At 55.7% G+C, this 24,449-nt stretch carries 16 protein-coding genes; 11 read left to right on the top strand and 5 right to left on the bottom strand.

Annotation, left to right across the window (positions count from 1 at the left end):
- Positions 1-59: 59 nt before the first annotated feature.
- The 5 genes from ccoN to HNEAP_RS05600 form a co-directional block, all read right to left on the bottom strand.
- Entirely contained in the window at positions 60-1,520 is a 1,461-nt protein-coding gene (gene ccoN, locus HNEAP_RS05620) for a cytochrome-c oxidase, cbb3-type subunit I (RefSeq protein ID WP_041600768.1), read from the bottom strand.
- Between the two features lie 733 nt (positions 1,521-2,253).
- Entirely contained in the window at positions 2,254-3,537 is a 1,284-nt protein-coding gene (locus tag HNEAP_RS05615; RefSeq protein ID WP_012823990.1) for a nitrate regulatory protein, read from the bottom strand.
- A 51-nt stretch (positions 3,538-3,588) separates the two neighbouring features.
- Entirely contained in the window at positions 3,589-4,386 is a 798-nt protein-coding gene (locus HNEAP_RS05610) for an ABC transporter ATP-binding protein (RefSeq protein ID WP_012823989.1), read from the bottom strand.
- 29 nt (positions 4,387-4,415) lie between these two features.
- Positions 4,416-5,378, bottom strand: a complete 963-nt coding sequence (locus HNEAP_RS05605; protein WP_012823988.1) for an ABC transporter permease — start codon at positions 5,376-5,378, stop codon at positions 4,416-4,418.
- Positions 5,375-6,850 carry a CmpA/NrtA family ABC transporter substrate-binding protein gene (locus HNEAP_RS05600; protein WP_012823987.1) on the bottom strand — a complete coding sequence of 492 codons (1,476 nt, stop codon included), beginning with the start codon at positions 6,848-6,850 and terminating at the stop codon, positions 5,375-5,377. The genes HNEAP_RS05605 and HNEAP_RS05600 overlap by 4 nt, the downstream gene beginning before the upstream one ends.
- Positions 6,851-7,449: 599 nt before the next feature.
- Here HNEAP_RS05600 and nirB point away from each other — a divergent pair.
- From nirB to HNEAP_RS05545, 11 genes are all read left to right on the top strand, one after another.
- Positions 7,450-9,888 (top strand): nitrite reductase large subunit NirB, encoded by a 2,439-nt coding sequence (gene nirB, locus HNEAP_RS05595; protein ID WP_012823986.1) that lies wholly within the window; start codon positions 7,450-7,452, stop codon positions 9,886-9,888.
- 26 nt (positions 9,889-9,914) lie between these two features.
- On the top strand, positions 9,915-10,262 hold the full coding sequence (nirD, locus tag HNEAP_RS05590) for a nitrite reductase small subunit NirD (RefSeq protein WP_041600381.1): 348 nt from the start codon (positions 9,915-9,917) through the stop codon (positions 10,260-10,262).
- Positions 10,263-10,265: 3 nt separating this feature from the next.
- The gene (locus HNEAP_RS05585) at positions 10,266-13,025 is read left to right on the top strand and encodes a nitrate reductase (protein WP_012823984.1); all 2,760 of its coding nucleotides are present in this window, start codon (positions 10,266-10,268) and stop codon (positions 13,023-13,025) included.
- 4 nt (positions 13,026-13,029) lie between these two features.
- Positions 13,030-14,478: a siroheme synthase CysG gene (gene cysG, locus HNEAP_RS05580; RefSeq protein ID WP_012823983.1), complete on the top strand. Its 1,449-nt coding sequence runs from the start codon at positions 13,030-13,032 to the stop codon at positions 14,476-14,478.
- A gap of 98 nt (positions 14,479-14,576) precedes the next feature.
- Positions 14,577-15,410 (top strand): formate/nitrite transporter family protein, encoded by an 834-nt coding sequence (locus HNEAP_RS05575; RefSeq protein WP_012823982.1) that lies wholly within the window; start codon positions 14,577-14,579, stop codon positions 15,408-15,410.
- A gap of 54 nt (positions 15,411-15,464) precedes the next feature.
- A complete protein-coding gene (locus HNEAP_RS05570) occupies positions 15,465-16,319 on the top strand; it encodes a uroporphyrinogen-III synthase (protein ID WP_012823981.1) in 855 nt (284 codons plus the stop codon).
- Positions 16,316-16,918 carry an NTP transferase domain-containing protein gene (locus HNEAP_RS05565; RefSeq protein ID WP_012823980.1) on the top strand — a complete coding sequence of 201 codons (603 nt, stop codon included), beginning with the start codon at positions 16,316-16,318 and terminating at the stop codon, positions 16,916-16,918. The genes HNEAP_RS05570 and HNEAP_RS05565 overlap by 4 nt, the downstream gene beginning before the upstream one ends.
- Positions 16,915-17,952 carry a molybdopterin molybdotransferase MoeA gene (locus HNEAP_RS12240; protein ID WP_012823979.1) on the top strand — a complete coding sequence of 346 codons (1,038 nt, stop codon included), beginning with the start codon at positions 16,915-16,917 and terminating at the stop codon, positions 17,950-17,952. Before HNEAP_RS05565 ends, HNEAP_RS12240 begins: the two co-directional genes overlap by 4 nt.
- Positions 17,953-18,155: 203 nt before the next feature.
- On the top strand, positions 18,156-20,006 hold the full coding sequence (atzF, locus tag HNEAP_RS05555) for an allophanate hydrolase (protein ID WP_012823978.1): 1,851 nt from the start codon (positions 18,156-18,158) through the stop codon (positions 20,004-20,006).
- The gene (uca, locus tag HNEAP_RS05550; protein WP_012823977.1) at positions 19,999-23,625 is read left to right on the top strand and encodes an urea carboxylase; all 3,627 of its coding nucleotides are present in this window, start codon (positions 19,999-20,001) and stop codon (positions 23,623-23,625) included. Before atzF ends, uca begins: the two co-directional genes overlap by 8 nt.
- Positions 23,622-24,422 (top strand): GntR family transcriptional regulator, encoded by an 801-nt coding sequence (locus HNEAP_RS05545; RefSeq protein WP_012823976.1) that lies wholly within the window; start codon positions 23,622-23,624, stop codon positions 24,420-24,422. Before uca ends, HNEAP_RS05545 begins: the two co-directional genes overlap by 4 nt.
- Positions 24,423-24,449: the final 27 nt, after the last annotated feature.

Here is a 24,449-nt window from a genome sequence, read left to right as displayed (position 1 = left end):
GGGTGTAGCTCATAGAATGGCCGAGTTTTGAACAGCATGCGGGTCATGCCCGCTTTATTTTAATGAGAAGAAGCTAGTTTCCCTGGAATCATCACTTCGCGCTCAACTTCGGTCACGCGCTCAGAGACAACGGTTTTATACAGGTTATATACCATCAAAATGGTACCACTCAGGAAGAAAGCACCGCCGATGAAGCGGACAATATACGGAATATGTAGGAACACAACCGTCTCAACAAAGGTATAGGCCAGGTTGCCGTATTGATCGAAAGCACGCAGCATTAATCCCTGCCCGATGCCGGAAACCCACATCGCAACGACGTACAGCACGATCCCGATGGTCGCAAGCCAGAAATGAACGAATACCAGACGCGTGGAGTACAGGCGGGTTCCCCATAGGCGAGGAACCATGTGGTAGAACGAACCGAAGGTGATCAAGGCGACCCAACCCAATGCGCCTGAGTGCACGTGGCCGATCGTCCAGTCAGTGTAATGAGAGAGTGCATTGACCGATTGCAGGGCGAGCATTGGCCCTTCAAAGGTCGCCATGCCGTAGAAGGCCAGTGCCGTAACCAGGAACAGGATAATCGGGTCAGTTCGCAGTTTCTCCCAGGCACCAGAGAGGGTCATGATGCCGTTGATCATCCCGCCCCATGATGGCAACAACAATAAAATCGAGAAGGCAACCGAGAGCGAGTTGATCCAGTTTGGCAATGCAGTCCATTCAAGATGGTGGCCACCAACCCACATGTACAAAAACGATAAGGCCCAGAAATGCACGATAGATAAGCGATAGGAGAAGATGGGCCTGCCGGATTGCTTGGGCACAAAGTAATACATCATCCCCAAAAAGCCGACAGTCAGTACAAACCCCACGATGTTATGGCCGTACCACCATTCGGTCATTGCATCCTGTGTGCCGCTAAATACCGAATACGACTGCCAAAGGGAATAAGGCACCTGCAAGTTATTGAAAAAGTGCAAAATGGCCGTCGCCAAGATAAAGGCCATGTAAAACCAGTTAGCCACGTAAATGTGTGGCTGAGAACGGCGTCGGAGCGTGTTGGCATACACAACGGCATAAATAACCAAGCCAATCATCATCAAGATGTTGTCGACCAAAGGATACTCGGCATATTCACGGCTTTGGCTATGCCCCGCCATTAGGGCCCAAGCGCCAATAAGCACGACTGCCTGCCAAGCCCAGAACATGGTGTTGAGAAGGTATTTACCGCCCCAAAGACGCGTCTGACACGTGCGTTGCACGACGTAAAACGAAGTGGCGATCAACGCATTTCCACCGAAACCCCAGATCACTGTATTGGTATGCACCGGTCGCAATCGACCAAAGGTGATTTCTGCAATATCGAGATTCAAGGCAGGCCAAGCCAGTTCACCTGCGATATAAAGGCCAGCGGCCATCCCGACTAAAGCCCAAACAATTGAGGCAATGGTGAACATCTTAACGATGTCATAGTCATAGGATGCACCGCTGGGCATGGTTGCGGATGATGCGTTCATCAAATACCCCCAGTTCGGTTTGGTTTTATAAAAGTAACCCACACCTGGGCCACCTGAAGAAATCGGACCATTCCCGAAGGTTGTTACCGATTTCGGCTTTCCATTGACGCCTTTAAGGCCTGCGCTTTGCGCTATTTGAATTTATCAAGCAATAAAACTATGTATCCAAGGATTATATGCTTATTACTATACGTTAATATTGCAATATATATATGAGAGCATCAAATAAGTTGATTGGGAGTTATTCGGCAATATACTTCAATAGAAACAGCAGATTGCTTAAGAATATTCGATCGGCGCCTCAAGATGAGACACACTCAAGAGAAGCTCGAAAAACCCGTCATTCCCGCGTAAGCGGGAATCCAGCGCCTTGATTTTTCTGGGTTCCCGCTTTCGCGGGAACGACGAATCATAGGTTTTTCGAGGTGCCCTCAAGACTGATCAATTTGGCAAGCCTGGAAATAGGCTTGTTGAAAACTTGAAATTACCGAGCGTGCACCGGATGAAGACCCGTGTGCAAAGGAAACCGGAGGGGTGTAAATTAGATCGTGTACCCAACAAACCAATCCTAAACGTCCACGTTTCGGCTTAAAGAAAAAATCGATCCAGTGTCGACAAGCGTTCGCTTCGATCATTCAGGGTGCAGCGAGCTTAAAATCTTACCGTTCAACTAGGGAAATCGAAAGCCACATCAAACCCCTGCCCCGTTTGGGTTTGAATACCAAAAATTCCTTCATCCAGACTGAACTGAGGACTGAGCGTCGGTCTGAGCCTTTTCGAGAATCAATCGGGCAACATCAATGAGTTTGGCGCCGCCCTCCATCGCCTTTTGTTGCATGAGCCGGTACGCATCTTCCTCATTAAGTTTTTGTTTATCCATCAATTCACCTTTGGCGCGCTCGATGATCTTGCGCTTGCTAAGAGCATGTCGCGCAGATTCAATTTCATCATTCATAGCTTGCAAGCGCAGCGTTTGCGCATGCAGGATGTCGAGAATCGAACGGCTAATCTGACTGCCTGGTACATCCGCCGGCGAACTTCCCAGCGCCACGGCCTGAACGTTAAATAACCGTGCAGTCGGGAAATCTGACGGTTCATCGAACGACGCCAATCGGTGCAGCAGTGTGCGGTGATCCGCCAAATCCCGCTCGGCCAATTCAATTTTCTGAGTGCAGAGTTGAGTCAGCCGTTCGGCCAGCTCATCCTCCATCATTTTCATCAAATCCATTCGTTGCGAGGCCAGATCGAACCAGATTTCAGCCATTTCACTGCCGATGCGGGCGGCGGACGAGGTTCGCTCGGCCATTCGCCGCATCGATTCAATTTGTTGATTAATTTCGTTTTTTTCGTGCGCAGTCCATACCACCGCGCATTGGGGCGCCGCAAACTCTGCGAACACCTCAAGGCAGCGCCGTTGTCCCTCTTGTAAAAAGTGCATTTTGTTCAGCAAGGGCGCATCAAAATAACCCGCGACAAACCCCACAACGCCGGTGGCACGTTCCTGCCCCGCCAGCTCTTTTGACTGCATAAAGTTGAACAGTGCAACCAATGCACTGGTGATTTGCGGGTCAACAGCCGTATCGGCTGCTTCAAAAACAACCGCCAGCAAGGCATTAATTAAATAAGTATATGATTGCATGGAGGCGGAAGGGCTCAACAGTCTGTCATGCACCTTATGCCGCAGCCTAGGCAGGTCATCGAGCAAATAAACCGCTAATGCGACACGATTTAGCAGTCGAATTCGGTCCGCATGACAGCCGGAATCGAGCTTCATCTGGTCAAAACACCCCCGGAGTGCGGCAGTGGCAGACTCGCTCAGCGGGATGTGTTGCGCCAGTTCTTCGGAACACTTGGGGCTGAAATCGCCCAAGTGCAGGTTAGAAAACCCACGCTCCTTTTGCAGGGCATGAATCAATCGACTGACCGCGCGAACAAGTTCGCTCGTTACGGCCAAATTCCGCAGGGATTGAAGCTCTCCTTGCCGCGCGGCCTGCATGAAATCAAAGGCGGTAGTCATGCGTCATCCTGATGGTTTTCACAAGTGATTGGATCACCGCTTATGGGCGGATTAATGAGCGACCTTTCGTTGTTTTTCATACAAGAACTTGAGCACTTCATGTCGATAATGGTTATAGGTGGGATTGTCTGCCAAGACTAAACGGTCACGAGGCCGCGGTAAATCTATAGTCAAAATTTCACCCACGGTGGCCGCCGGGCCGTTGGTCATCATCACAATGCGATCAGATAAGAGCACGGCCTCGTCGACATCGTGCGTGATCATGATGACCGTGTTTTTCAGATCGGCCTGAATTTCCATTAACGAATCCTGCAAGTGGGCACGGGTGAGTGCATCGAGCGCGCCGAACGGTTCATCCATCAGCATCACTTTCGGCTGCATGGCCAGCGCCCGGGCGATACCGACTCGCTGCTTCATGCCGCCCGAAATCTCATCTGGACGTTTATGCATGGCGTGATCCATGTGCACCAGTTTCATATTGTGCTCGATCCATTCGCGCATTTCCGATTTGGATTTTTTGCCTTTGAACACCTGTTTGACGGCCAGTTCGACGTTTTCATAAGCAGTCAGCCAGGGCAGCAACGAGTGGTTTTGGAATACCACGGCCCGCTCGGGGCCGGGCTCAGTCACCTCGCGACCTTGCAAAATCACCCCGCCCTGAGTGGCCTGATAAAGCCCCGCCACAATATTGAGCACCGTGGATTTGCCGCAACCGGAGTGACCAATTAGTGAAACAAATTCGCCTTTGGCAATTTTCAGATCCACACCATTGAGCGCCAGAAACGGGCCCGTGGGTGTTGGGAAGGCGATCGAAACCTGACTGATTTCCAGATATGCCGTTTGATTCATTATAAAACCCTTATTTAATCAACGATCAATCAGCGCAAAACTGATTTCTTGTCCCAGGAAATCCAGCGCTGCAGCAGCAACATGGTGCGATCGAGCATGAAGCCGATGAGGCCGATCACAACCACCGCCACCATAATCCGGCTCAGGGAATCGGAAGACCCGTTCTGGAACTCATCCCATACGAACTTGCCCAGCCCCGGGTTCTGCGCCAGCATCTCAGCGGCAATCAACACCATCCAAGCGATGCTCAAAGACAGACGCAGGCCGGTAAACATCATCGGCAAAGCTGAAGGCACCACGATTTTGCGCACATGCGTCCACCAGTTCAGGCGCAACACGCGCGACACATTGGTCAAATCTTGCGAAATGGCTGCTACACCCACAGCGGTATTGATGATTGTCGGCCACAGGCAGCACAGTAGTACCGTGATCATCGACACCAGATAGGATTTCGAGAACATCGGATCGTTGCTGGCATACAGCGCACTCACCACGATGGTGACCAACGGCAGCCAGGCCAGAGGCGAAACGGGTCGGAGAATCTGGATGATGGGGTTCACCGCCGCGTGCAGGCTGGATGACAAACCAATCGCTATGCCCAACGGTATCGCGATTAAAGAGGCCAGAATAAAGCCCGAAAGCACGGTAACCAAACTGGTTCCAATCTGGCTGACGAACGTCGGTTGCCCCGTGTACGGGTAAATCACCGCCTTGTAGTTTGGGTTTTCTGCCACCAATTTGGCATTGCGCTCTTCTTGCATCTGGTAAAACTGCGCTTTTTTCACCTGAGCCTGCTGATAATCCTGATAAAGGTTTTCAGATTGCACGGCCACCGCCTCCGGCCCTGGGAACGTGCCCAGCGACGTGTGAATGTGATCGGCCACCACGGCCCAGAACACAAGAAACACAGCGATGCCTACGACCGGCAAGCCAACCGCTCTAGCCACCTTGCGGAACAAGGCACCATCCAAAGTGAATTTACTGGTACTCACACGCCACCTACCTTGGGCATCTCATTACCCTTGAGGCCAATTTTGAATTGGGCCAGATAATCATTCGGCTTATGACCGTTGTACGACACTTTGTCGATGAACGTATCGGTCACAGGTTTGAAGCCGGTTTCCGTCGCAAAATCAGGGAATTGTGATGATTTGAATTTGCCCTCGGCAATCAAAGCCAGCGCGGCTTTTTGATAAATATCCGGCTTATATACTGATTTGGCCGTATCGAAGTACCACTGGTCTGGCTTCTCCTCACCAATCTGCCCCCAGCGGCGCATCTGGGTTAAGAACCAAATCGCGTCGGAGTAGAAGGGATAAGTGGCGTTGTCACGGAAAAACACGTTGAAATCCGGTACGGGACGAATATCGCCTTTGTCGAACTCAAAGGTACCGGTCATCGACTTGGCAATCACATCGGCATCCGCGCCGACATATTGTGATTTAGCGAGAATTTTCACCGCTTCTTTCCGGTTCGCGTTGTTGTTTTCATCCAGCCAATGCCCAGCACGAATCAGCGCCTTGACCAGACGAATGGTGGTGTTTGGGTATTTTTTGGTGAATTCGGCGGTGAGACCAAACACTTTTTCAGGGTTGTTCTTCCAGATTTCCAAATCGGTGATGATCGGCACGCCGATGCCCTTCATGATGGCCTGCTCGTTCCAAGGCTCGCCCACGCAGTAACCGTCAATCGTGCCTGCTTGCAGGGTAGAAGGCATTTGCGGCGGCGGCGTCACCGAGAGCAACACCTGCGCATCGATCTGCCCATTCGTATCGCCATGCGCCGGATCGTAAAAGCCTGGGTTCAACCCGCCCGCCGCCAGCCAGTAGCGCAAGTAATAATTGTGCGTAGATACGGGGAACACCATACCCATTTTGAAGGGCTTGCCTTCTTTTTCGTAATCTTCAACGATGGGTTTGAGGTACGACGCGCTGATCGGATGAACCGGCTTGCCATCGGCCATCTTGGGCAAATTCGGCAGCATCTGCTTCCAGACGGAATTGGATACCGTGATCGCGTTGCCGTTCAAATCCATGGAAAACGGCGTGACCAGATGAGCCTTGGAGCCAAAACCGATGGTCGCGGCCAGTGGCTGACCGGCCAGCATGTGCGCCCCGTCCAGCGAACCACCGATCACACCATCGAGCAATACCTTCCAGTTCGCCTGTGCCTGAAGTGAAACAAACAAACCTTCATCCTGAAAGAAGCCTTTCTCATAGGCAATCGCCAGCGGCGCCATGTCGGTCAGTTTGATGAAACCAAGCGTCAACTGCGGTTTTTCTGCTGGGCCAACGCTATCCGCCGCCATCGCATCAGAGAATGCGCTACGACCGAGAACGGCACCAACAGCCAAGGCCACGGCCGAGGCCATGAATCGCCGCCGACTGACCTGCGGGACATCGGCTGTGGTCGCCTTGTTTATCGGAGAGATTGATTGCTGCGCATTGAATTTATCCTGTGTCATCACTTGGTTCCTCTCAAAAGTGCCCAATTCAAGGCAAAAAAAACGCCCACAGAACCTTAAGATCTGTGAGCGCCATTGCTCGTCAACGTAAATTCAAACCAACGGTGGCTTGGTGAAAAGTTTTAAGCACGAGCCATGCCAAAAACTATTTTCCATATATTTCAATAGGATAAATATATTTGATATCCGCCATGCGCCCGAAATGCACCATGTTTGCCCATGACTCAAGCAAAATTGCCTCGTGATATAGCAAAAAAGCCTTCCGCATCGTGCGCAGAATTTATAGAAGCATCAGGTGCAAATCCTCGGATCAAACACGACGCACGAACACAGCCAAATATCCGCAAATAAGACAGCAACAACCCGCCCCAGATTGAATCAAAAATACACAGAATTGCTTTATCTTGGTGCATAGCCCGCCAGGCTTAAAATATAACTTAATGATTTATATTAAATAAAAACTTGGCACACACTGTGCTTAACACCAAGAAAGAACTCAACGCAGTTTGATGACTACAAGACAAAGGCGTCTTTCCTGTCCTGATCGGAATAATCCGTGAATGACAAGAAGGACGCCTTATTTATTTGGAGCAGAAAAAATGATTCGCCCCCGCCTGATTGTGATCGGAAACGGCATGGCCGGTATGCGCACCGTCGAAGAGTTGTTGAAACTCAAACCTGACCTGTATGACATCACGGTTTTCGGTGATGAGCCCTATACCAACTACAACCGCATTATGCTCTCGCCGGTTTTAGCCAAGGAGCAGACGATTCCAGACATCATCCTTAACGATGAGAACTGGTATGCAGAACACGGCATCACCCTGCATAAAGGGGTTCGAGTCGAGCGAATCGAGCGTAAAAAGCTCGAAGTCATCACGCAAGATGGTCAGGCGCATCCGTATGATCGAGTGTTGATCGCGACTGGGTCGCGGGCGTTCATTCCGCCCCTGCCCGGTGCTGATCTGCCGGGCGTGGTGGGATTCCGCAGCATTGCCGATGTGGACACCATGTTGGCCGTGTGTCGCGAAGGCGGTCATGCGGTGGTAATTGGCGGCGGTCTGCTCGGCTTGGAAGCCGCTGCCGGGCTGGTTTCCCACGGCATGAGTGTCACTGTTCTGCATCGCAACGGCAATGTAATGGATCGCCAGCTCGACGGCGTGGCGGGTCGTATTCTGGAAAAAACTCTGGAAGACCGCGGCATCAGCATCCGCCTGAATGCGCATACCGCCTCGCTGCACGGTACGGATCGGGTCGAATCCGTTCGGCTCAAAGATGGCACCGAACTGCCCGCAGATCTGGTGGTGATGGCCGCGGGGATTCGCCCGAATATCGATGTGGCGCTCAATAGCCGCATTTATTGCGAAAACGGCATCGTGGTCGATGACACCCTGCAAACCTATGATCCGAAGATCTACGCGGTCGGCGAATGCGTGCAGCATCGCAAGGAATGCTATGGCCTGGTTGCCCCGTTGTTCGAGCAGGCGAAGGTCTGCGCGAATCATTTGGCGCTGTACGGCATTGCAAAATATACCGGCTCGATGACCTCGACCAAACTCAAGGTCACCGGCGTGGACGTGTTCTCCGCCGGAGAAATTCAAGCCAAGCCCCACCACGAAGAAATGGTGTTGGCCGATGCCACACGGGGCGTTTATAAAAAACTCATTCTGAACAACAACATGATTGAGGGCGCGGTCATGGTGGGCGACACCATGGACGGCGCATGGTATTTCCAGCTCATGCGCGACAAGACCGATGTAACGGCCCTGCGCGATCATCTATTGTTTGGTCAAGCGCATGTCGGCGATGCGGGCCACGGGGCGAAAGCGCGGGTTGCCAGCCTGCCCGATTCTGCCGAAATTTGCGGCTGTAACGGCGTGTGCAAGGGGGATGTGGTCAAGGCCATCAAGGAACATAAACTCTTCACGCTCGATGAGGTGCGGGCGCGCACCAAGGCGTCAGCGTCCTGCGGTTCATGCACGGGCCTGGTTGAAGATTTACTGGCTTCGACCCTCGGCGGCGATTACTCCGCCGCGCCCTCGGTCAAGCCCATGTGCGGCTGCACCGATGCCACGCACGATGAAGTTCGCACCGGCATCATCCGCCACGAACTCAAAACCATTCGCGCGGTGTTCGATCAATTTTCCTGGAAAACCGAAGACGGCTGCGCCAAGTGCCGCCCGGCGCTGAACTACTACCTGCTCTGTGCCTGGCCCGATACCTACCAAGATGACGCGCAATCGCGTTTCATCAACGAGCGCGTCCACGCCAACATCCAAAAGGACGGCACCTATTCGGTCATTCCTCGCATCTGGGGCGGGGTTACCTCGCCGTCTGAACTCAAAGCCATTGCCGAAGTCGCCGAGCGCTACGAAATCCCCACGGTGAAATTCACCGGCGGGCAACGACTGGATTTGCTGGGCGTAAAAAAAGAGCAACTACCCCATGTTTGGCGTGATTTAAGTGCCGCCGGGTTTGTCTCAGGTCACGGATACGGCAAGGCGCTGCGCACCGTGAAAACCTGCGTCGGTAAGGAATGGTGCCGCTTCGGTACGCAGGATTCCACCGCGCTGGGCATTCGCTTAGAGCGGCTCACTTGGGGTTCCTGGATGCCGCATAAATTCAAGATTGCCGTTTCCGGCTGCCCGCGTAATTGCGCCGAAGCCACAGTGAAAGACCTCGGCATAGTCTGTGTGGATTCCGGTTTCGAGCTGCATGTCGGCGGCAATGCGGGCATCAAGGTGCGCGTGACCGATTTTCTCTGCAAGGTGTCCACCGAAGATGAAGTGGTCGAATACACCCAAGCCTTCATCCAGATGTATCGCGAAGAAGCGCATTACCTCGATCGCACCGCGCCGTGGATTGAGCGCGTCGGCCTGCCCTACATCCAACGCCGTTTAATTGAAGACCCGGCCGGTCGCAAAGAACTGGCTGAACGGTTTATCCACTCCCAGCAGTTTTCACAAATCGACCCATGGGTTGAACGCGCCGAAGGCAAAGACGCGCATGAATTTGCCGAACCGCTGGTTCTGGCGTGAGGAGAAACAGCGTGAGAACAGACAACATGAAAAGCACCTGGTATACCGTTGGCACACTGGCCGACATTCCCCGTCTGGGCGCAAAAGTCGTGCGTTTGCATGGCACGCCCATTGCGATTTTTCGCACGCAAACCGACGAAGTGTTTGCGCTGGAAGATCGCTGCCCACACAAACAAGGGCCACTTTCACAAGGCATCGTGCATGATCGAAAAGTCACCTGCCCGTTACACGGCTGGGTCATCACGCTGGATAAAGGCACGGCCATGGCGCCGGATGAGGGCTGCACGCCCAACTATCCGGTGCGGGTGGCCGACGGCATCATTCAAATAGAAGTACAACACCTCGATGCCCTGGCACCCGCGGCGACGGCCTGAACGATGAAGCCCCTTGAAGCCGTCATCAAAACGACCTGCCCCTACTGCGGCGTTGGCTGCGGCGTGCTGGCTGAACAAAATACGGCGGGCGAATGGTCGGTGCGTGGCGATGGCGAGCATCCTGCCAATTTTGGGCGGCTTTGCTCGAAGGGCGCTTCGTTGGCCGAAACCGTCTCCTTACCCAATCGCCTGATGACGCCCCTGCAACGCATAGCCGATGGTGGATTGCAGCGTATTTCCTGGGATCACGCCATTGATCGCGTGGCCGATGGTTTTCGGGCCGCCATCGATGAATTTGGCCCGGATTCGGTCGGTATTTATGTCTCCGGTCAAATCCTGACCGAAGATTATTATGTTGCCAACAAGTTGATGAAAGGCTTTATCGGCAGCGCGAATATCGATACCAACTCGCGTCTGTGCATGTCCTCTGCCGTCGCCGCTTACAACCGTGCTTTTGGCAGCGACACCGTGCCGGTGTCCTACGAAGACTTGGAAAATGCCGATTTGGTCGTGCTGTCGGGGTCGAATACCGCCTACGCCCACCCTGTGATTTACCAGCGCCTGGTGGCGGCCAAAGAACGCCGGCCGAACATGAAATTCGTAGTGATCGATCCGCGCAAAACAGCGACTTGCGACATTGCCGACCTGCACCTGCCCATTGCCCCCGGTGCCGATGCCCTGCTGTTCAATGGCCTGCTGGTCGCACTGGCCGATGCCGGCAAAATTGATCACGACTTTATCGCCGCCTCGGTCGATGGCTTTGAAGCCAGCTTGGCCGCCGCCCGCGCCGATGCGGGCGATCCGGATATTCTGGCGCAACGCTGTGGCCTCTCACGGGCGCAGTTGGAGCAATTTTACGGTTGGTTTATTGCCCATGAGCGCACGGTATCGCTCTGGTCGCAGGGCATGAACCAATCGGCCAGCGGCACGGACAAGGGCAACGCCCTGATCAACTGTCATCTGGCGACAGGACGCATCGGCAAGCCGGCAATGGGGCCGTTTTCCATCACAGGCCAACCCAATGCGATGGGTGGGCGTGAAGTCGGCGGGCTGGCTAATATGCTGGCAGCGCACCAAGGATTTACCCCAGAAGCCATCGACCGCGTCAGCCGATTTTGGGGCAGCGAAAATGTCGCGCAAAAACCCGGTTTGAAAGCCGTGGACTTATTTGCCGCCGCAGGAACCGGACAAATCAAGGCCCTGTGGATTATCGCGACCAATCCCGTGTTTAGCCTGCCCGATAGCCATGCCGTGCGCGCGGCGCTGGCACACTGCCCCTTGGTTGTGCTCTCCGAATGCGTGGCCAATACCGATACCGCTCAGTACGCAGACATTTTGTTGCCCGCCACGACTTGGGGTGAGCGTGATGGCACGGTGACCAACTCCGAGCGTCGAATTTCTCGTCAGCGCCCGCTGTATCCGCCAGTCGGCGAATCTCGCCACGACTGGCAGGCGCTGTGCGCAGTTGCAGAACGACTTGGTTTTGGCACCGCCTTTGATTTCGCCGATGCCGCTGCGATTTTCCGCGAATATGCCGCGCTCACGGCGTTTGAAAACAACGGCAGCCGGGATCTTGACTTGGGCGCATTCACGCAACTCAGCGAGGCGCAATACAACGAGCTGCCCCCGACGCGCTGGCCACAACCGGCTTGCCATGCGCCGATTGAACCATTCAGCGATGGCCGTTTTTTTACGCAAAACCGGCGCGCCAGAATGCTGCCCATCACCGCACAGGGTGCGCCATCGGCGTTGACGCCGCTATATCCCCTGCGCCTGAATACCGGCCGTCTGCGTGACCAATGGCACGGCATGAGCCGCACGGGTGCCGTGCCCAAACTGCTCAACCATGTCGGCGAACCCACCCTCACGATTCACCCGATGGACGCAGCGCGCTACAAGCTGCGGGGCCACCAGATCGCCCGGGTGGGCAACACACGCGGGCAATTAATGACGCGCGTGGTCTTGGACGAGCATCAACGCCAGGGCAGCGTGTTCGTGCCCATGCACTGGAGTGATGCATTTAGCCGCGATGGTTTGGTCAATGCGTTGATCGCACCGATTATTGATCCGATTTCCGGACAGCCGGAATTTAAAACCCAATCGGTCTGGGTCGAGCACTATCCCGCCGAGTGGTTCGGATTCGTCTTGATTCGCGAGGGCCTGCCCGTTCCCGAACTCAAGCAATTGCCCGGCGATTACGCCATCAAGATCACAGCGACCACCGCTACCCGCTACGAACTGGCTGGTGTGGCCGCGCCCAGTAATTGGATGGATTGGGCAAAAACCACGCTTAATCAACAAAAAAACGCCCTTGAAACCGATGCGGTCATCGACCGTGAATGGATTGAATTTGCCGATTCGGCCACGGGGCGTTATCGCATCGCACAGATAACCCAAGGGCAACTCGATTGGGTGCTGCATATCACTCGCGATAGCCGTGCGGTCGAAACCCAATGGTTGCTTGGCCTGTTTGCAGAACCCACGCTCGATGCAGCACAACGGGCCGATTTAATCGCAGGCAAGCCTGCCGGGGCGCAAGCCGATGTCGGGCCGATCATCTGCGCCTGCTTTAGCTTGGGGCGCAACACTCTGATCGAAGCAATCGAGCAACACCACATCACCGATGCCAAAGCTTTGGGCGCGTGTACCGAGGCAGGCACCAATTGCGGCTCCTGCCTGCCGGAACTCAAGGCATTGATTGCCCAGAACCCGCCATCCGCCGAATCGGCAACATCCCCTGCCCAAGCATCTATTGAGGACTGAGATCATGCGTTACTTACCGATTTTTCTCGATGTTCAACAGCAAACCTGCCTGCTCGTGGGCGCAGGGGAAGTGGCCGCGCGCAAGCTCGCCCTGTTGAAATCTGCCGGTGCGACCGTTCGCATCGTTTCCCCCGAATGCAGTGAGGAAATCCGGGCGCAGATCGACGGTGCGCGTATTTCCTATATCCCCGCTTCATTTGAACTACATCATCTCGATGGCTGTGGTCTGGTGATTTCTGCCACCGACGACGAGGCCGTCAATGCAGCCGTGGCCGCAGGCGCCAAGGCGCGACAGATTCCGGTGAATGTGGTCGATAGCCCCGCGCTGTGCAGTTTCATCGTGCCGGCCATTATCGATCGCGACCCGATCACCGTGGCCGTTTCCAGCGCAGGCAAAAGCCCGGTGTTGGCGCGCTGGATTCGCGCCAAAATCGAATCGCTCCTGCCGCACAGCATCGGCAAACTCGCAGCATTCATGGGTGAGCGCCGTGCCGCCGTGCAAGCGGTGTTACCTCAAGTGGGTGATCGCCGGTTGTTCTGGGAAAAAATCCTGACCGGGCTGCTGCCGAGCACGCTGGCACGAGGAAAAACCGACGAAGCCGATCGCTTGTTTGAGCAAACCTTGCAACAAAATGCCGCAACACCCGCACAAGGCCGCGTGTATTTGATTGGCGCGGGCCCGGGTGAACCGGATTTAATGACATTTCGCGCGTTGCAACGCCTACAGGAAGCCGATGTGGTGATTTACGACCGATTGGTCGCGCCCGCCATTGTCGATCTGGCGCGCCGGGATGCCCAGCGCCGTTATGTCGGCAAATGCCGCGAGGCGCACAGCGTGCCGCAGGAGCAGATCTCGCAATTGCTGGTCGAACTGGCGCAGCAGGGCAAGGTCGTGGCCCGCTTGAAAGGTGGCGACCCATTCATTTTCGGGCGTGGTGGTGAAGAAATTCAGCAATTGGCTGCGGCAGGCATCCCATACGAAGTCGTGCCGGGCATTACCGCCGCCAGCGGGTGCGCCTCGTATGCCGGCATTCCGCTGACCCATCGCGATTATGCGCAGTCCGTGCGCTTTATCACCGGGCACACCAAAGACGGCAAGCTGAGCCTGGATTGGGCTCATCTCGCACATGGCCACGAAACGCTGGTCTTTTACATGGGGCTAACAGCAACCGCTGAAATTTGCAGCCAACTACAAGCCCATGGCCTGCCCGCAGATTACCCCGCCGCACTGGTCGAGCACGGCACCACCGCCCGCCAACGCGTGCTGCGCGGCACGTTGAGCACGCTGCCAACGCTATTGGCCGATGCGCAATCGCCATCGCTGTTGATTGTCGGCGACGTGGTGCAGTTGCACGATAGCCTCGCCTGGTTCGAGGGGCACAGCGACGCTGACGCGGCCTTTTTACCGCCGGTACAACACCGCGCACTGTGCGGTATGGCGAATGCCGCCTGACGAAATAACCATTAAAAGTAAATTAAGGAAGAGTCTGATGCTTCGTTTAATTGTCCTGTTTTTCTGTTACTGATTTTTCAGTCATTGAGGTACGCATCATGTCCGAGCAAATGTCCACCGATTACGTCAAACCGAACGATCTGGCCAAAGCCATGGTCGATGCGGGTGAATCCAAGGTTCTCCTTTCCACCCGCGATACCCTGATCCGTGCCTACATGGCCGGTGCCATTTTGGGTCTGGCCGCCATGTTCGCCATCACCGTTACGATCAACACCGGTTCACCGTTGACGGGCGCAATCCTGTTCCCGGTCGGATTTATTCTGCTTTATCTGCTGGGTTTTGATTTGCTCACCGGCGTGTTCATGCTGGTGCCGCTGGCCTTGCTTGATAAGCGCCGCGGCGTGACCGTCAATCAAGTGCTGCGCAACTGGGGGCTGGTGTTCATAGGGAACTTTGCCGGTGCAGTCACGGTCGCTTTCATGATGGCCTTTATTCTTACCTTCGGTTTTACCGTGAGCGCTGGGGCCGTGGCAGAAAAGGTGGGGCACATCGGTATGACGCGCACCTTGGGCTATGAATCACACGGCATCATGGGCTGGTTCACCATCTTCGTCCGCGGGATTCTGTGCAACTGGATGGTCTCGACCGGCGTAGCCGCCGCGATGCTCTCGACCTCGGCCATCGGCAAGATTTTTGCCATGTGGATGCCGATCATGCTGTTCTTCTACATGGGTTTCGAGCACTCGGTGGTGAACATGTTCCTATTCCCGTTCGCGCTGATTATGGGCGGCGATTTCACCTTCGGTGACTACCTGTTGTGGAATGAATTGCCGACTGCGCTGGGCAATCTGGTTGGTGGCCTGCTGTTCGTCGGTTTGATGATGTACGTCACCCACTACAAAACCGCGCCAAAACGCGAATTGTCGCTGTAAGCGTCACCACGGCAGGGAAGCCGTTTGTTCCGGATTTATTCCAGGGGATTCACCATGCAAGACATTAATCCCAATCAGTTCTCTGGCCGCACCATCGCCCTGCCCGAATCAAGGCAGCTGGATGTGTTGGCCGCCCTATTCGAACGCCGGGGGGCTGCGATTCGCCGCTGCCCGCTGGTCAGTATTCACGACGCGCCGGATCAAGCGCCCATCATCGCCTGGATACGCGCGTTTATCGCCGATGCCACGATGACCGATCTCATTATCCTGACCGGTGAGGGGATTACTCGCTTGATTCAAGCCGCTAAACGCACCGGTTTGGTGGACGCGTTTTTGCAAAAACTTAGCACCACCCGATTGATTGTGCGCGGCCCAAAACCGGGCCGTGCGCTGAAGACCTGGGGGTTACAACCCAGCATTCAGGCCGTAGAACCCACCAGCGCGGGCATTATCACCACCTTATTTACCCTGCCGGCCTTATCTCCCCGCATCGGCGTGGTGTTGTACGGAACCGAAGAAAACGCGCCACTGCAAGCGGCCATCACCGCGCTCGGTGCCACGCCCGTACCCGTCGCCCCGTACATTTACGCCAGTGAATCCGAGACCGGTGCCGTGCTGGCGCTAATTGAAGAATTGGCTCAAGGGCAAATCGACGCCCTGGCATTTACCAGTCAACCCCAATACAAACGGCTGGCCAGTGTGGCCAAAGCACACGACTGCGAACAGCAACTTGAACGCGGACTGGCGCGCGTGCGCATCGCGGCCATTGGCCCGATCATGGCGAACTATCTGATCGAGCACGGCGTAAAGGTAGATGTCGTGCCCGACGGTCGGTTTTTCATGAAGCCGCTCGTGGATGCGCTGGCCGACCATTGGGCGCATGCGGCCCTTGAGAGGTCGCCACAATGAACGCTTATCCGCCGGTCAGTGCTTTGATCCTCGCCGGGGGCGCTGGTCGGCGTATGGGCGGAGTCGACAAGGGGCTTTTGCCTTTTGAGGGCGGCGTGTTGATTGATCCGATCATCAAAACACTCTCGCTGCTCGCCGATGAGGTATTGATCAATGCCAATCGCCATCTGGATCGATACCGCCAATGGGGCCATCCTGTCGTGGCCGACCCCGTCCACACAGAGCACCTGTTTGCAGGCCCCGCCGCTGCCTTGGTCCATGCCAGCCGCTATGCCAAAAACGACTGGCTACTGCTCGCCCCCTGCGACATGCCCGATTATCAACCGCACTGGCTTGCCGCCTTGTGGCAAGTGCAGGAGCAAACCCGCGCAGCGGTCGTTATTGCGCACGACGGATCGCGATTGCAACCGACGGTTGCCTTGATTCATCGACCCTGCTTGAGTCAGCGCCCGGCATCGGCCGATACACGTTTGCTCAGTGTGCTCACAGCCGGTCGCTACAGCGTGTGCGCACTGGATCAAGATGCCTGGGCTTTTGGCAACCTCAACACCCCAGAACAATTGCGGTCGCACCACTCAAGACGCGAGGCGCTGACATGAATACACCCTTGCTTGAGCCTCCAGTCGGCGCCCCGCCGCAAGATACCTGCGCTATTTTTGATACCAATCCTTCACCCGCCGAAGCCGTCGAACGGCTCTGCGCCCATATTCAACCGACACCTTGCGAGACGGTACCGCTCCGTGCGGCGCTGGGCCGTTGTCTCGCTGAACCGCTGCCTGCGCCGATGGCTTTTCCGCCGTTCACCCGTGCCATGATGGACGGTTACGCGCTGCGCGCGGCCGAAGTAGAACCCGAGGCCCAATGGCATGTTCTAGACGAAGTGATTGCCGGGCAAATAGCCGATAAACCGCTCCCAACACACACCGCAGTGCGCATTGCGACGGGGGCGCCGCTGCCAATTTGCGCGGATACCGTGTTACGACAAGAATGTGCGCAGCGGTTTGGTCAGACACTGCGCGGCTTACTTCCGCGCATTGAGCTTGGAAAAGATACCGAGGCGATAGGCAGTGTGACTGCAGTGGGCGACCTACTGATTTCCGCTCATTCACCACTGTTGCCGGCTGATCTTGCCAAGGCAGCGCGTCACGGCATCAGCCAGTTGTCGGTGCATCGACCGGCGCGGATTGCCTTGTTAGTCATCGGCAACGAACTGACACCCGCCGGATCACCCTTACCACGCGGTCATTTGTACGAGCACAATGCCCTTCTGATCGAATCGACGCTTGATCAGCACCGCCTTGGGCAAATCATTCACACCGCGGCGGTAAAAGATGATCTGGCTGCCATTGACCAGGCACTCAGTACAGCGCGTGCTCAACGCCCCGATCTATTGATCTTGATTGGCGGCACCTCCGTGGGCACGCATGACTTCACCCGCCGTGCACTCTCCCGTCATGGTCAACCTCTCTTCGAAGGGGTGCATACCCGCCCCGGTCGCACGGCCTGCGCGAGTGTGACCAATAACGGCCTCGTCCTTTTAGCGTTACCCGGCAGCCCTAAAGCAGTTCATGCGCTGCTTGAAAGCATCTTGCTACCCACCTTGCGCTTCATGCAGGGCCATCTCATCCCGTGATCATCGTTGCGAATCCGGAATGGAACGCACCGACTTGCACCAATTTCAATCATTGCTTCGCTTGGGTTGCGCCATAAAAGAGCGCAAAACACGATCCCAATACTGCAAAACCGACGTAACTAATTGTTATTTATGGATTAATGAAGTTGGCATCATTATCGCTATCTCTTGTATACCAGATGAAATACAAGAAGGTGTGCGTTATGCAAAAGCAGGTTGTCCAGCACGAAGACCAACACAATGTTAAAAAAGATACGGGCACGGAGAGTGTGCTGACAATCGCGGGTTGGTTGGATCGATGGAAAACCAATCCCCAAGCGGCCGCTCGTGATCTGCTTGATCGGCAGCAAAAACGTATTGCCAAGTGCGCAGCGGGAAAAACCCCACAATGGATCCATCTTGTCGCGCTGGATGTGCTTGAAGCACAAATTAACGAACTTCTGAAGACGGACGCAAACGACCTGCCGCTTTACGGGGTACCGTTTGCCGTCAAGGACAACATCGATGTTGCGGGCATGCCGACGACCGCAGGTTGTCCTGAATATGCCTACACGCCAGATTCGGATGCCTTTGTTATCGCCAAGCTCAAAAAGGCCGGTGCCATCTGTATCGGTAAAACCAATCTAGATCAATTCGCGACGGGCCTAAACGGAACGCGCACGCCCTATTCCATTCCCCATTCGGTGTTCAGTGAGGCGCATATTTCCGGCGGTTCTAGTTCCGGTTCGGCGGTGGCGGTGGCGCTGGGTGAAGTGGCCTTTTCATTGGGTACAGATACGGCCGGTTCAGGTCGAGTCCCGGCCGGCTGCAACCAACTGGTGGGGTTGAAACCGAGCAAGGGGTATATCAGCACGAACGGTTTAATCCCGGCGTGCCGCACACTCGATTGCATTTCGATCTTCGCGCATACGGTGGACGATGCCCAAAACGTGCTCGCCGTCGCCGGTGTTTATGACCCAGAAGATCCTTATGCGCGGCAAGCCCAACCGGCCGTGACATCTTTTTCGAGCACGAATCTTAAGCTGGCCACGTTCAGCAATTTAAGTTGGTTTGGCGATACGCAGCAACAGGCCGCCTGGAATGCCTATGTCGCACAACTGGCTGCACGGGGCATCACGCTGACGGAAATCGATCCGACGCCTTTTTTTGCATTGGCACCGCTGCTCTATAACGGTCCTTGGGTGGCCGAGCGTTTGGCCGCGCTTTCTGAGTTTGTGGCAGAGCAACCCGAGGCCATCCACCCCGTGGTGCGCGAAATCGTGCTTTCCGGTAAAAAATTCTCCGCCGTCGATACGTTCAATGCCGAATACCAACGAGCGGATTTGGCAAGGAAAATCCAACAAGCCCTGTCTGAGTTTGATGCGCTGATGGTGCCAACGGCACCGATTTTCCCCACGATTGAAGCCCTATTGGCCGAGCCGATCAAACTCAATTCCGAACTCGGCACCTACACCAACTTTGTCAATCTAGCTGATTTATCCGCGTTGGCTGTGCCCGCCTGTTTGCGTGATGACGGACTGCCGTTCGGTATCACCCTGATTGCCGAAGCCTGGGCCGACGCCCGATTGGCCGCCATTGCCAAACAGTTGAACCAGGAACAAGCGACCATCCCGCCCCTGCGCCATGATGAAATTGAGCTCGCCGTTGTGGGGGCGCACCTGACGGGCATGCCGCTGAATCACCAGTTAACGAACCGAGGTGGTCGCCTGCTCGAACAAACCACCACGGCCGCGTCTTATAGACTCTATGCTCTTGCCAATACCACACCACCCAAGCCGGGCCTGGTGTTCGATACCGAAGGCGATGAAATCATCGTTGAAGTGTGGGCACTCCCGCGCACTGCTTTGGCCGACTTTATTCAAGAAATCCCGCCACCGCTGGGCCTCGGCAGCCTTACGCTCGTCGATGGACGGCAGGTGACCGGGTTTATCTGTGAACCACGCGCCCTGCAGGACGCAAAAGACGTGACGGCATTTGGCGGCTGGCGACCCTACATCGCCTCCCGTCAATCTGCGCCATTGGCTCCCCAACCAAAAGGAATTACGCATGCCTGATGTTCTCATGCCTAACACGATGCCGAACATGATGTTCGATAAGGTTCTGATCGCCAATCGGGGGGAAATAGTAGTCCGAATTGCGCGTACCCTGAAAAAAATGGGTGTCACCTCCGTCGCCATTTACAGTGATTCCGATGCCGACAGCCCACATATCCGCGCCTGTGATGAAGCGATTGCATTGGGTGGCCAAACGGCGGCAGAAAGTTACCTTCAGGCGGATCGGATTCTCGCACTGGCAAAAACACACGGTGTGCAAGCCATTATTCCCGGTTACGGTTTTCTCTCCGAAAACGCCGACTTCGCTGAACGCTGTGCCCACGAAGGGATCGCATTCATTGGTCCGACACCCAATCAATTGCGTGAATTTGGTTTAAAGCACCGCGCACGTGAACTGGCCACCGCAGCGAAAGTGCCGCTCGCACCGGGTAGCGACTTGCTCAAGGATCTGCCAGCTGCATTGCATGAGGCAGAACGAATCGGTTATCCGATCATGCTCAAAAGCACGGCTGGGGGCGGTGGGATTGGGTTAAAGCGTTGCGCCGATGAACCCGCGCTCATTGACGCGTTCGAAGCAGTGGCCGGTATGGGCGCACGCTTCTTTGGCGATGGTGGCGTGTTCGTCGAGCGATTCATCGATCATGCCCGCCATGTTGAAGTGCAGATCTTCGGGGATGGCAAGGGTCGCGTGGTTGCGCTTGGCGAACGGGATTGCTCACTGCAACGGCGCAATCAGAAGGTCATCGAGGAAACACCCGCGCCGAATTTGCCAGCCAAAACACGCGCGGCCATGCTGGCATCCGCCGAGCGATTGGGCGAGTCCATCGCCTATCAATCCGCGGGTACGGTCGAATATATCTACGATGCGCCCCGCGATGAATTCTATTTTCTTGAAGTCAATACTCGCCTTCAGGTTGAACACCCCATCACCGAAGAAGTCACAGGCGTTGATTTAATCGAATGGATGGTTTCTCTGGCTGCTGGTGTGCCCTTCGAACTGAGCGCCCCCACCCCGCATGGTCATGCCATTGAAGTGCGCGTGTATGCCGAAGAACCGCTGCGCCACTTCCAGCCAGCGCCCGGCCAACTCAGCAATGTGACGCTGCCCGATGATAAATTCGTCCGCGTGGATACCTGGGTTGAAACCAGCACCACGGTGCCTGCCCAGTTCGATCCGATGCTGGCCAAGATCATCGTTACGGGCGAGACGCGCAGCAAAGCGCTGTCGAATCTGGCTGAAGCACTTGCCAAAACGCGCTTTGACGGCATTTCAACCAATCTGCCGTTTCTACGCGACCTGCTTTCCCTGCCGGATTTCGTGGCGGGCACCCACAGCACCGGCAGTATCGACCACTTTCTTGCCTCCGGAGCGTATCGGCCACCGGCCATCGAAATCATCAAACCGGGCACCTACACCACGGTGCAAGATTTTCCTGGCCGATTGGGGTTGTGGCACATCGGGGTGCCGCCTTCCGGCCCCATGGACGATTACGCCTTGCGTCTGGCAAACCGAATCGTTGGCAACACGCCGGACATGGCGGGGCTGGAGTGCACGCTGGTGGGCCCATCCCTCAAATTCCATCGGGATAGCATGGTCGCCATTACGGGCGCCGAAGCCGACATTCGGCTGGATGATCAGAACGTCCAAGCCGGTCGACCCATCGCCATCGAAGCCGGGCAAACTTTAAGCATCGGACAGGTTCAGAGCGGCGCTCGCGTATATCTGGCCATCCGGGGCGGCATCGACGTGCCCGAGTATCTGGGCAGCCGTTCAACATTTGCACTCGGCAAAATGGGTGGGCATGCAGGGCGCATCCTGCAGGTCGGCGACATCCTGCCCATCGGCACGGCGACGGCGGCATTCGCGCCCAAGGTGGCGGATGCGGCGCTAATGCCCGCCTATGGGAATCACTGGGAAATCGGCGTGCTTTATGGACCGCACGGAGCGCCGGATTATTTCATGCCCGAGGCCATCGAGCAGTTCTTCACCACAGATTGGGCGGTGCATTACAACAGCAACCGCCTAGGCATTCGCTTGTCGGGCCCCAAACTCAGCTGGGCGCGCAGCGATGGGGGCGAGGCAGGTTTGCATCCTTCGAATATCCACGATACGGAATACGCCGTCGGCTCGATCAATTTTACCGGCGACATGCCCGTCATTCTCACGCGCGATGGCCCGAGCCTGGGTGGATTTGTCTGCCCTGCCACCATTGTGCGCGCCGAGCTCTGGAAGGTCGGGCAGCTCAAGCCCGGCGATACCATTCGGTTCATCCCCATCAGTTATGCACAGGCGCGTGCGCTCGAACAGGCTCAGGATGCAGCAATTGATACCCTTCTGTCACCACATCCCCCTTCATTTTTGCAAGCAGAATTGGGACAGTGCATTTTGCTGGATGTGCCCGCGCAAAATAACCTGCCACGGATGACGATTCGCCAAGCCGGCGATGGTTATGTATTGCTCGAATATGGCGAGAACATTCTCGATTTGGCATTGCGGCTGCGGGTTCACGCCTTGATGCAGCATCTACAAACCGATCCGGTGCCTGGCATTCTTGAGTGTTCCCCCGGCGTGCGCTCGTTGCAAATTCGCTACGAGCCCAAACGGCTCACGCAGTCGGGTTTAGTCGCCCGATTGGCCGACATTAATCAGCAATTGGCCGATGTACGTACCTTATCGGTGGATTCGCGCATCGTGCATTTGCCGATGGCATTTGAAGACAGTGCCACGCTGGATGCCGTTGCACGCTATCGCCAATCGGTGCGCGATACGGCACCCTGGTTACCGAGCAACACCGAATTTATTCGGCGTATCAATGGTTTGCCAGATATCAAGGCCGTCACCGATACCATTTATTCGGCCTCCTACATGGTCTTGGGTTTAGGCGACGTGTATCTCGGTGCGCCTTGTGCGGTGCCGCTCGACCCCCGGCATCGTCTGCTTACCTCCAAATACAACCCGGCTCGAACCTACACGGCAGAAGGCACGGTGGGCATCGGCGGCGTGTATATGTGCATCTACGGCATGGATTCGCCCGGCGGTTATCAACTCGTCGGGCGAACGCTGCCCATCTGGAACCGTCGCCCCGCGCACCCAAACTTTGAGGCTGGAAAACCTTGGCTGCTGCGCTTCTTCGATCAGGTGCGGTTTTACCCGGTCAGCGAGGCCGAGCTTACCGAAATGCGCAGCGCCTTTGCCACGGGTGCATTGGATGTCAAAACTGAGGCAGTCGTTTTTCGACTGGATGAACATGAGGCATTCCTGGCAGCGAATCAGTCATCAATTAACGAATTCAAGGAGCGCCAAGCGGTGGCCTATCAGGCAGAAGTCAGCCTCTGGCAGGAGGATGAGGGCAGTCTGAATATCCGCGAGGCCGTGCTGACTGAGACCGAAGTTGAGGGTGAGCCGATTGCAGCGAGCATCAGCGGCAATATCTGGAAGCTGCTGGTGTCTCCCGGTGAAGCCGTACAGGCCGGCCAGGTGGTCGCCATCATTGAAGCCATGAAGATGGAGTTTAGCGTCGAAGCACCGCGGGACGGAGTCATCGCACAGTGCGCCTGCACGCCGGGGCAACTCGTGCAGATGGGGCAAACGCTGGTCACGCTGGAGTTTCCCGCATGACCCCGCCCTTGCGTTTTCCGGTAAAGCAGCCGCGCAGCGCCAAAACGCCTGCTTTAGCCGAGCGCGTGTACGCCCAAGTCAAAAAAGCGCTGTTTAACTTCGAATTGCTGCCCGGCGAGCGTTTCAGTGAAAAAACGGTGGCCGAACTGACCGGCGCCAGCCGCACACCCGTACGTGAAGCACTCACTCGGCTGGCAAGAGAAGGCTTTCTAAGCGTTCAGAATCGATCCGGCTGGCGGGTCAACGAATTGGATTTTGCCGTGTTCGACCAACTGTATGAAGTTCGCACCATCGTCGAACTCGCCAGTATTGACCGCTTGACCGCACAAACAGAACCGTCGGGCGTCAACGAACTCGCTGCAATCTGGCAGGTACCAGAAGCGGAACGCCTGGCGGATGGCCCTGCCGTATTCACGCTCGACGAGCAGTTCCATAACCAGCTGGTTGCCGCGACAGGCAATGCCGAACTGCATCGAATCCACACCGGCGTTACCGAGCGTATCCGCATTGTGCGTCAACTGGATTTTACCGAGAGCCATCGCATCGAAGCGACCTACAACGAACACGCCGCCATTCTTGCGGCCATCGCTCAACACCGTGGCAACGAGGCCAAACGGCTGCTTCAAACCCACATCGAACTGTCAAGACAGTCCGTTCGGAAAATCAGCCTTCATCGCCTGTATGAAGCGCGCGAACGGATGCGTGAACGCGCTGCATCACTCAACCCCGTTTCAGAAACCGAGACCGGCGGAATCCGGCCAAACCCACTTGTGACCCCGCAAGAAAATCTCGTTTGAGAAAAACCCGCATGAGAAAACCCAATG

It is taken from the genome of Halothiobacillus neapolitanus c2 (genome assembly GCF_000024765.1).
GTDB lineage: Bacteria > Pseudomonadota > Gammaproteobacteria > Halothiobacillales > Halothiobacillaceae > Halothiobacillus > Halothiobacillus neapolitanus.
Note: the sequence above shows the minus strand (reverse complement) of the source record. Positions and strands in the feature narration are given on the sequence as shown.

What these genes read in the sequence shown, in the direction of transcription:
- HNEAP_RS05600 (WP_012823987.1), bottom strand. Translation starts at nt 6,850, where the DNA reads ATGACACAGGATAAATTCAATGCGCAGCAATCAATCTCTCCGATAAAC.
- HNEAP_RS05565 (WP_012823980.1), top strand. Translation starts at nt 16,316, where the DNA reads ATGAACGCTTATCCGCCGGTCAGTGCTTTGATCCTCGCCGGGGGCGCT.
- HNEAP_RS05570 (WP_012823981.1), top strand. Translation starts at nt 15,465, where the DNA reads ATGCAAGACATTAATCCCAATCAGTTCTCTGGCCGCACCATCGCCCTG.
- atzF (WP_012823978.1), top strand. Translation starts at nt 18,156, where the DNA reads ATGCAAAAGCAGGTTGTCCAGCACGAAGACCAACACAATGTTAAAAAA.
- HNEAP_RS05585 (WP_012823984.1), top strand. Translation starts at nt 10,266, where the DNA reads ATGAAGCCCCTTGAAGCCGTCATCAAAACGACCTGCCCCTACTGCGGC.
- nirD (WP_041600381.1), top strand. Translation starts at nt 9,915, where the DNA reads ATGAAAAGCACCTGGTATACCGTTGGCACACTGGCCGACATTCCCCGT.
- cysG (WP_012823983.1), top strand. Translation starts at nt 13,030, where the DNA reads ATGCGTTACTTACCGATTTTTCTCGATGTTCAACAGCAAACCTGCCTG.
- HNEAP_RS05545 (WP_012823976.1), top strand. Translation starts at nt 23,622, where the DNA reads ATGACCCCGCCCTTGCGTTTTCCGGTAAAGCAGCCGCGCAGCGCCAAA.
- HNEAP_RS12240 (WP_012823979.1), top strand. Translation starts at nt 16,915, where the DNA reads ATGAATACACCCTTGCTTGAGCCTCCAGTCGGCGCCCCGCCGCAAGAT.
- ccoN (WP_041600768.1), bottom strand. Translation starts at nt 1,520, where the DNA reads ATGAACGCATCATCCGCAACCATGCCCAGCGGTGCATCCTATGACTAT.
- HNEAP_RS05615 (WP_012823990.1), bottom strand. Translation starts at nt 3,537, where the DNA reads ATGACTACCGCCTTTGATTTCATGCAGGCCGCGCGGCAAGGAGAGCTT.
- uca (WP_012823977.1), top strand. Translation starts at nt 19,999, where the DNA reads ATGCCTGATGTTCTCATGCCTAACACGATGCCGAACATGATGTTCGAT.
- HNEAP_RS05610 (WP_012823989.1), bottom strand. Translation starts at nt 4,386, where the DNA reads ATGAATCAAACGGCATATCTGGAAATCAGTCAGGTTTCGATCGCCTTC.
- HNEAP_RS05575 (WP_012823982.1), top strand. Translation starts at nt 14,577, where the DNA reads ATGTCCGAGCAAATGTCCACCGATTACGTCAAACCGAACGATCTGGCC.
- nirB (WP_012823986.1), top strand. Translation starts at nt 7,450, where the DNA reads ATGATTCGCCCCCGCCTGATTGTGATCGGAAACGGCATGGCCGGTATG.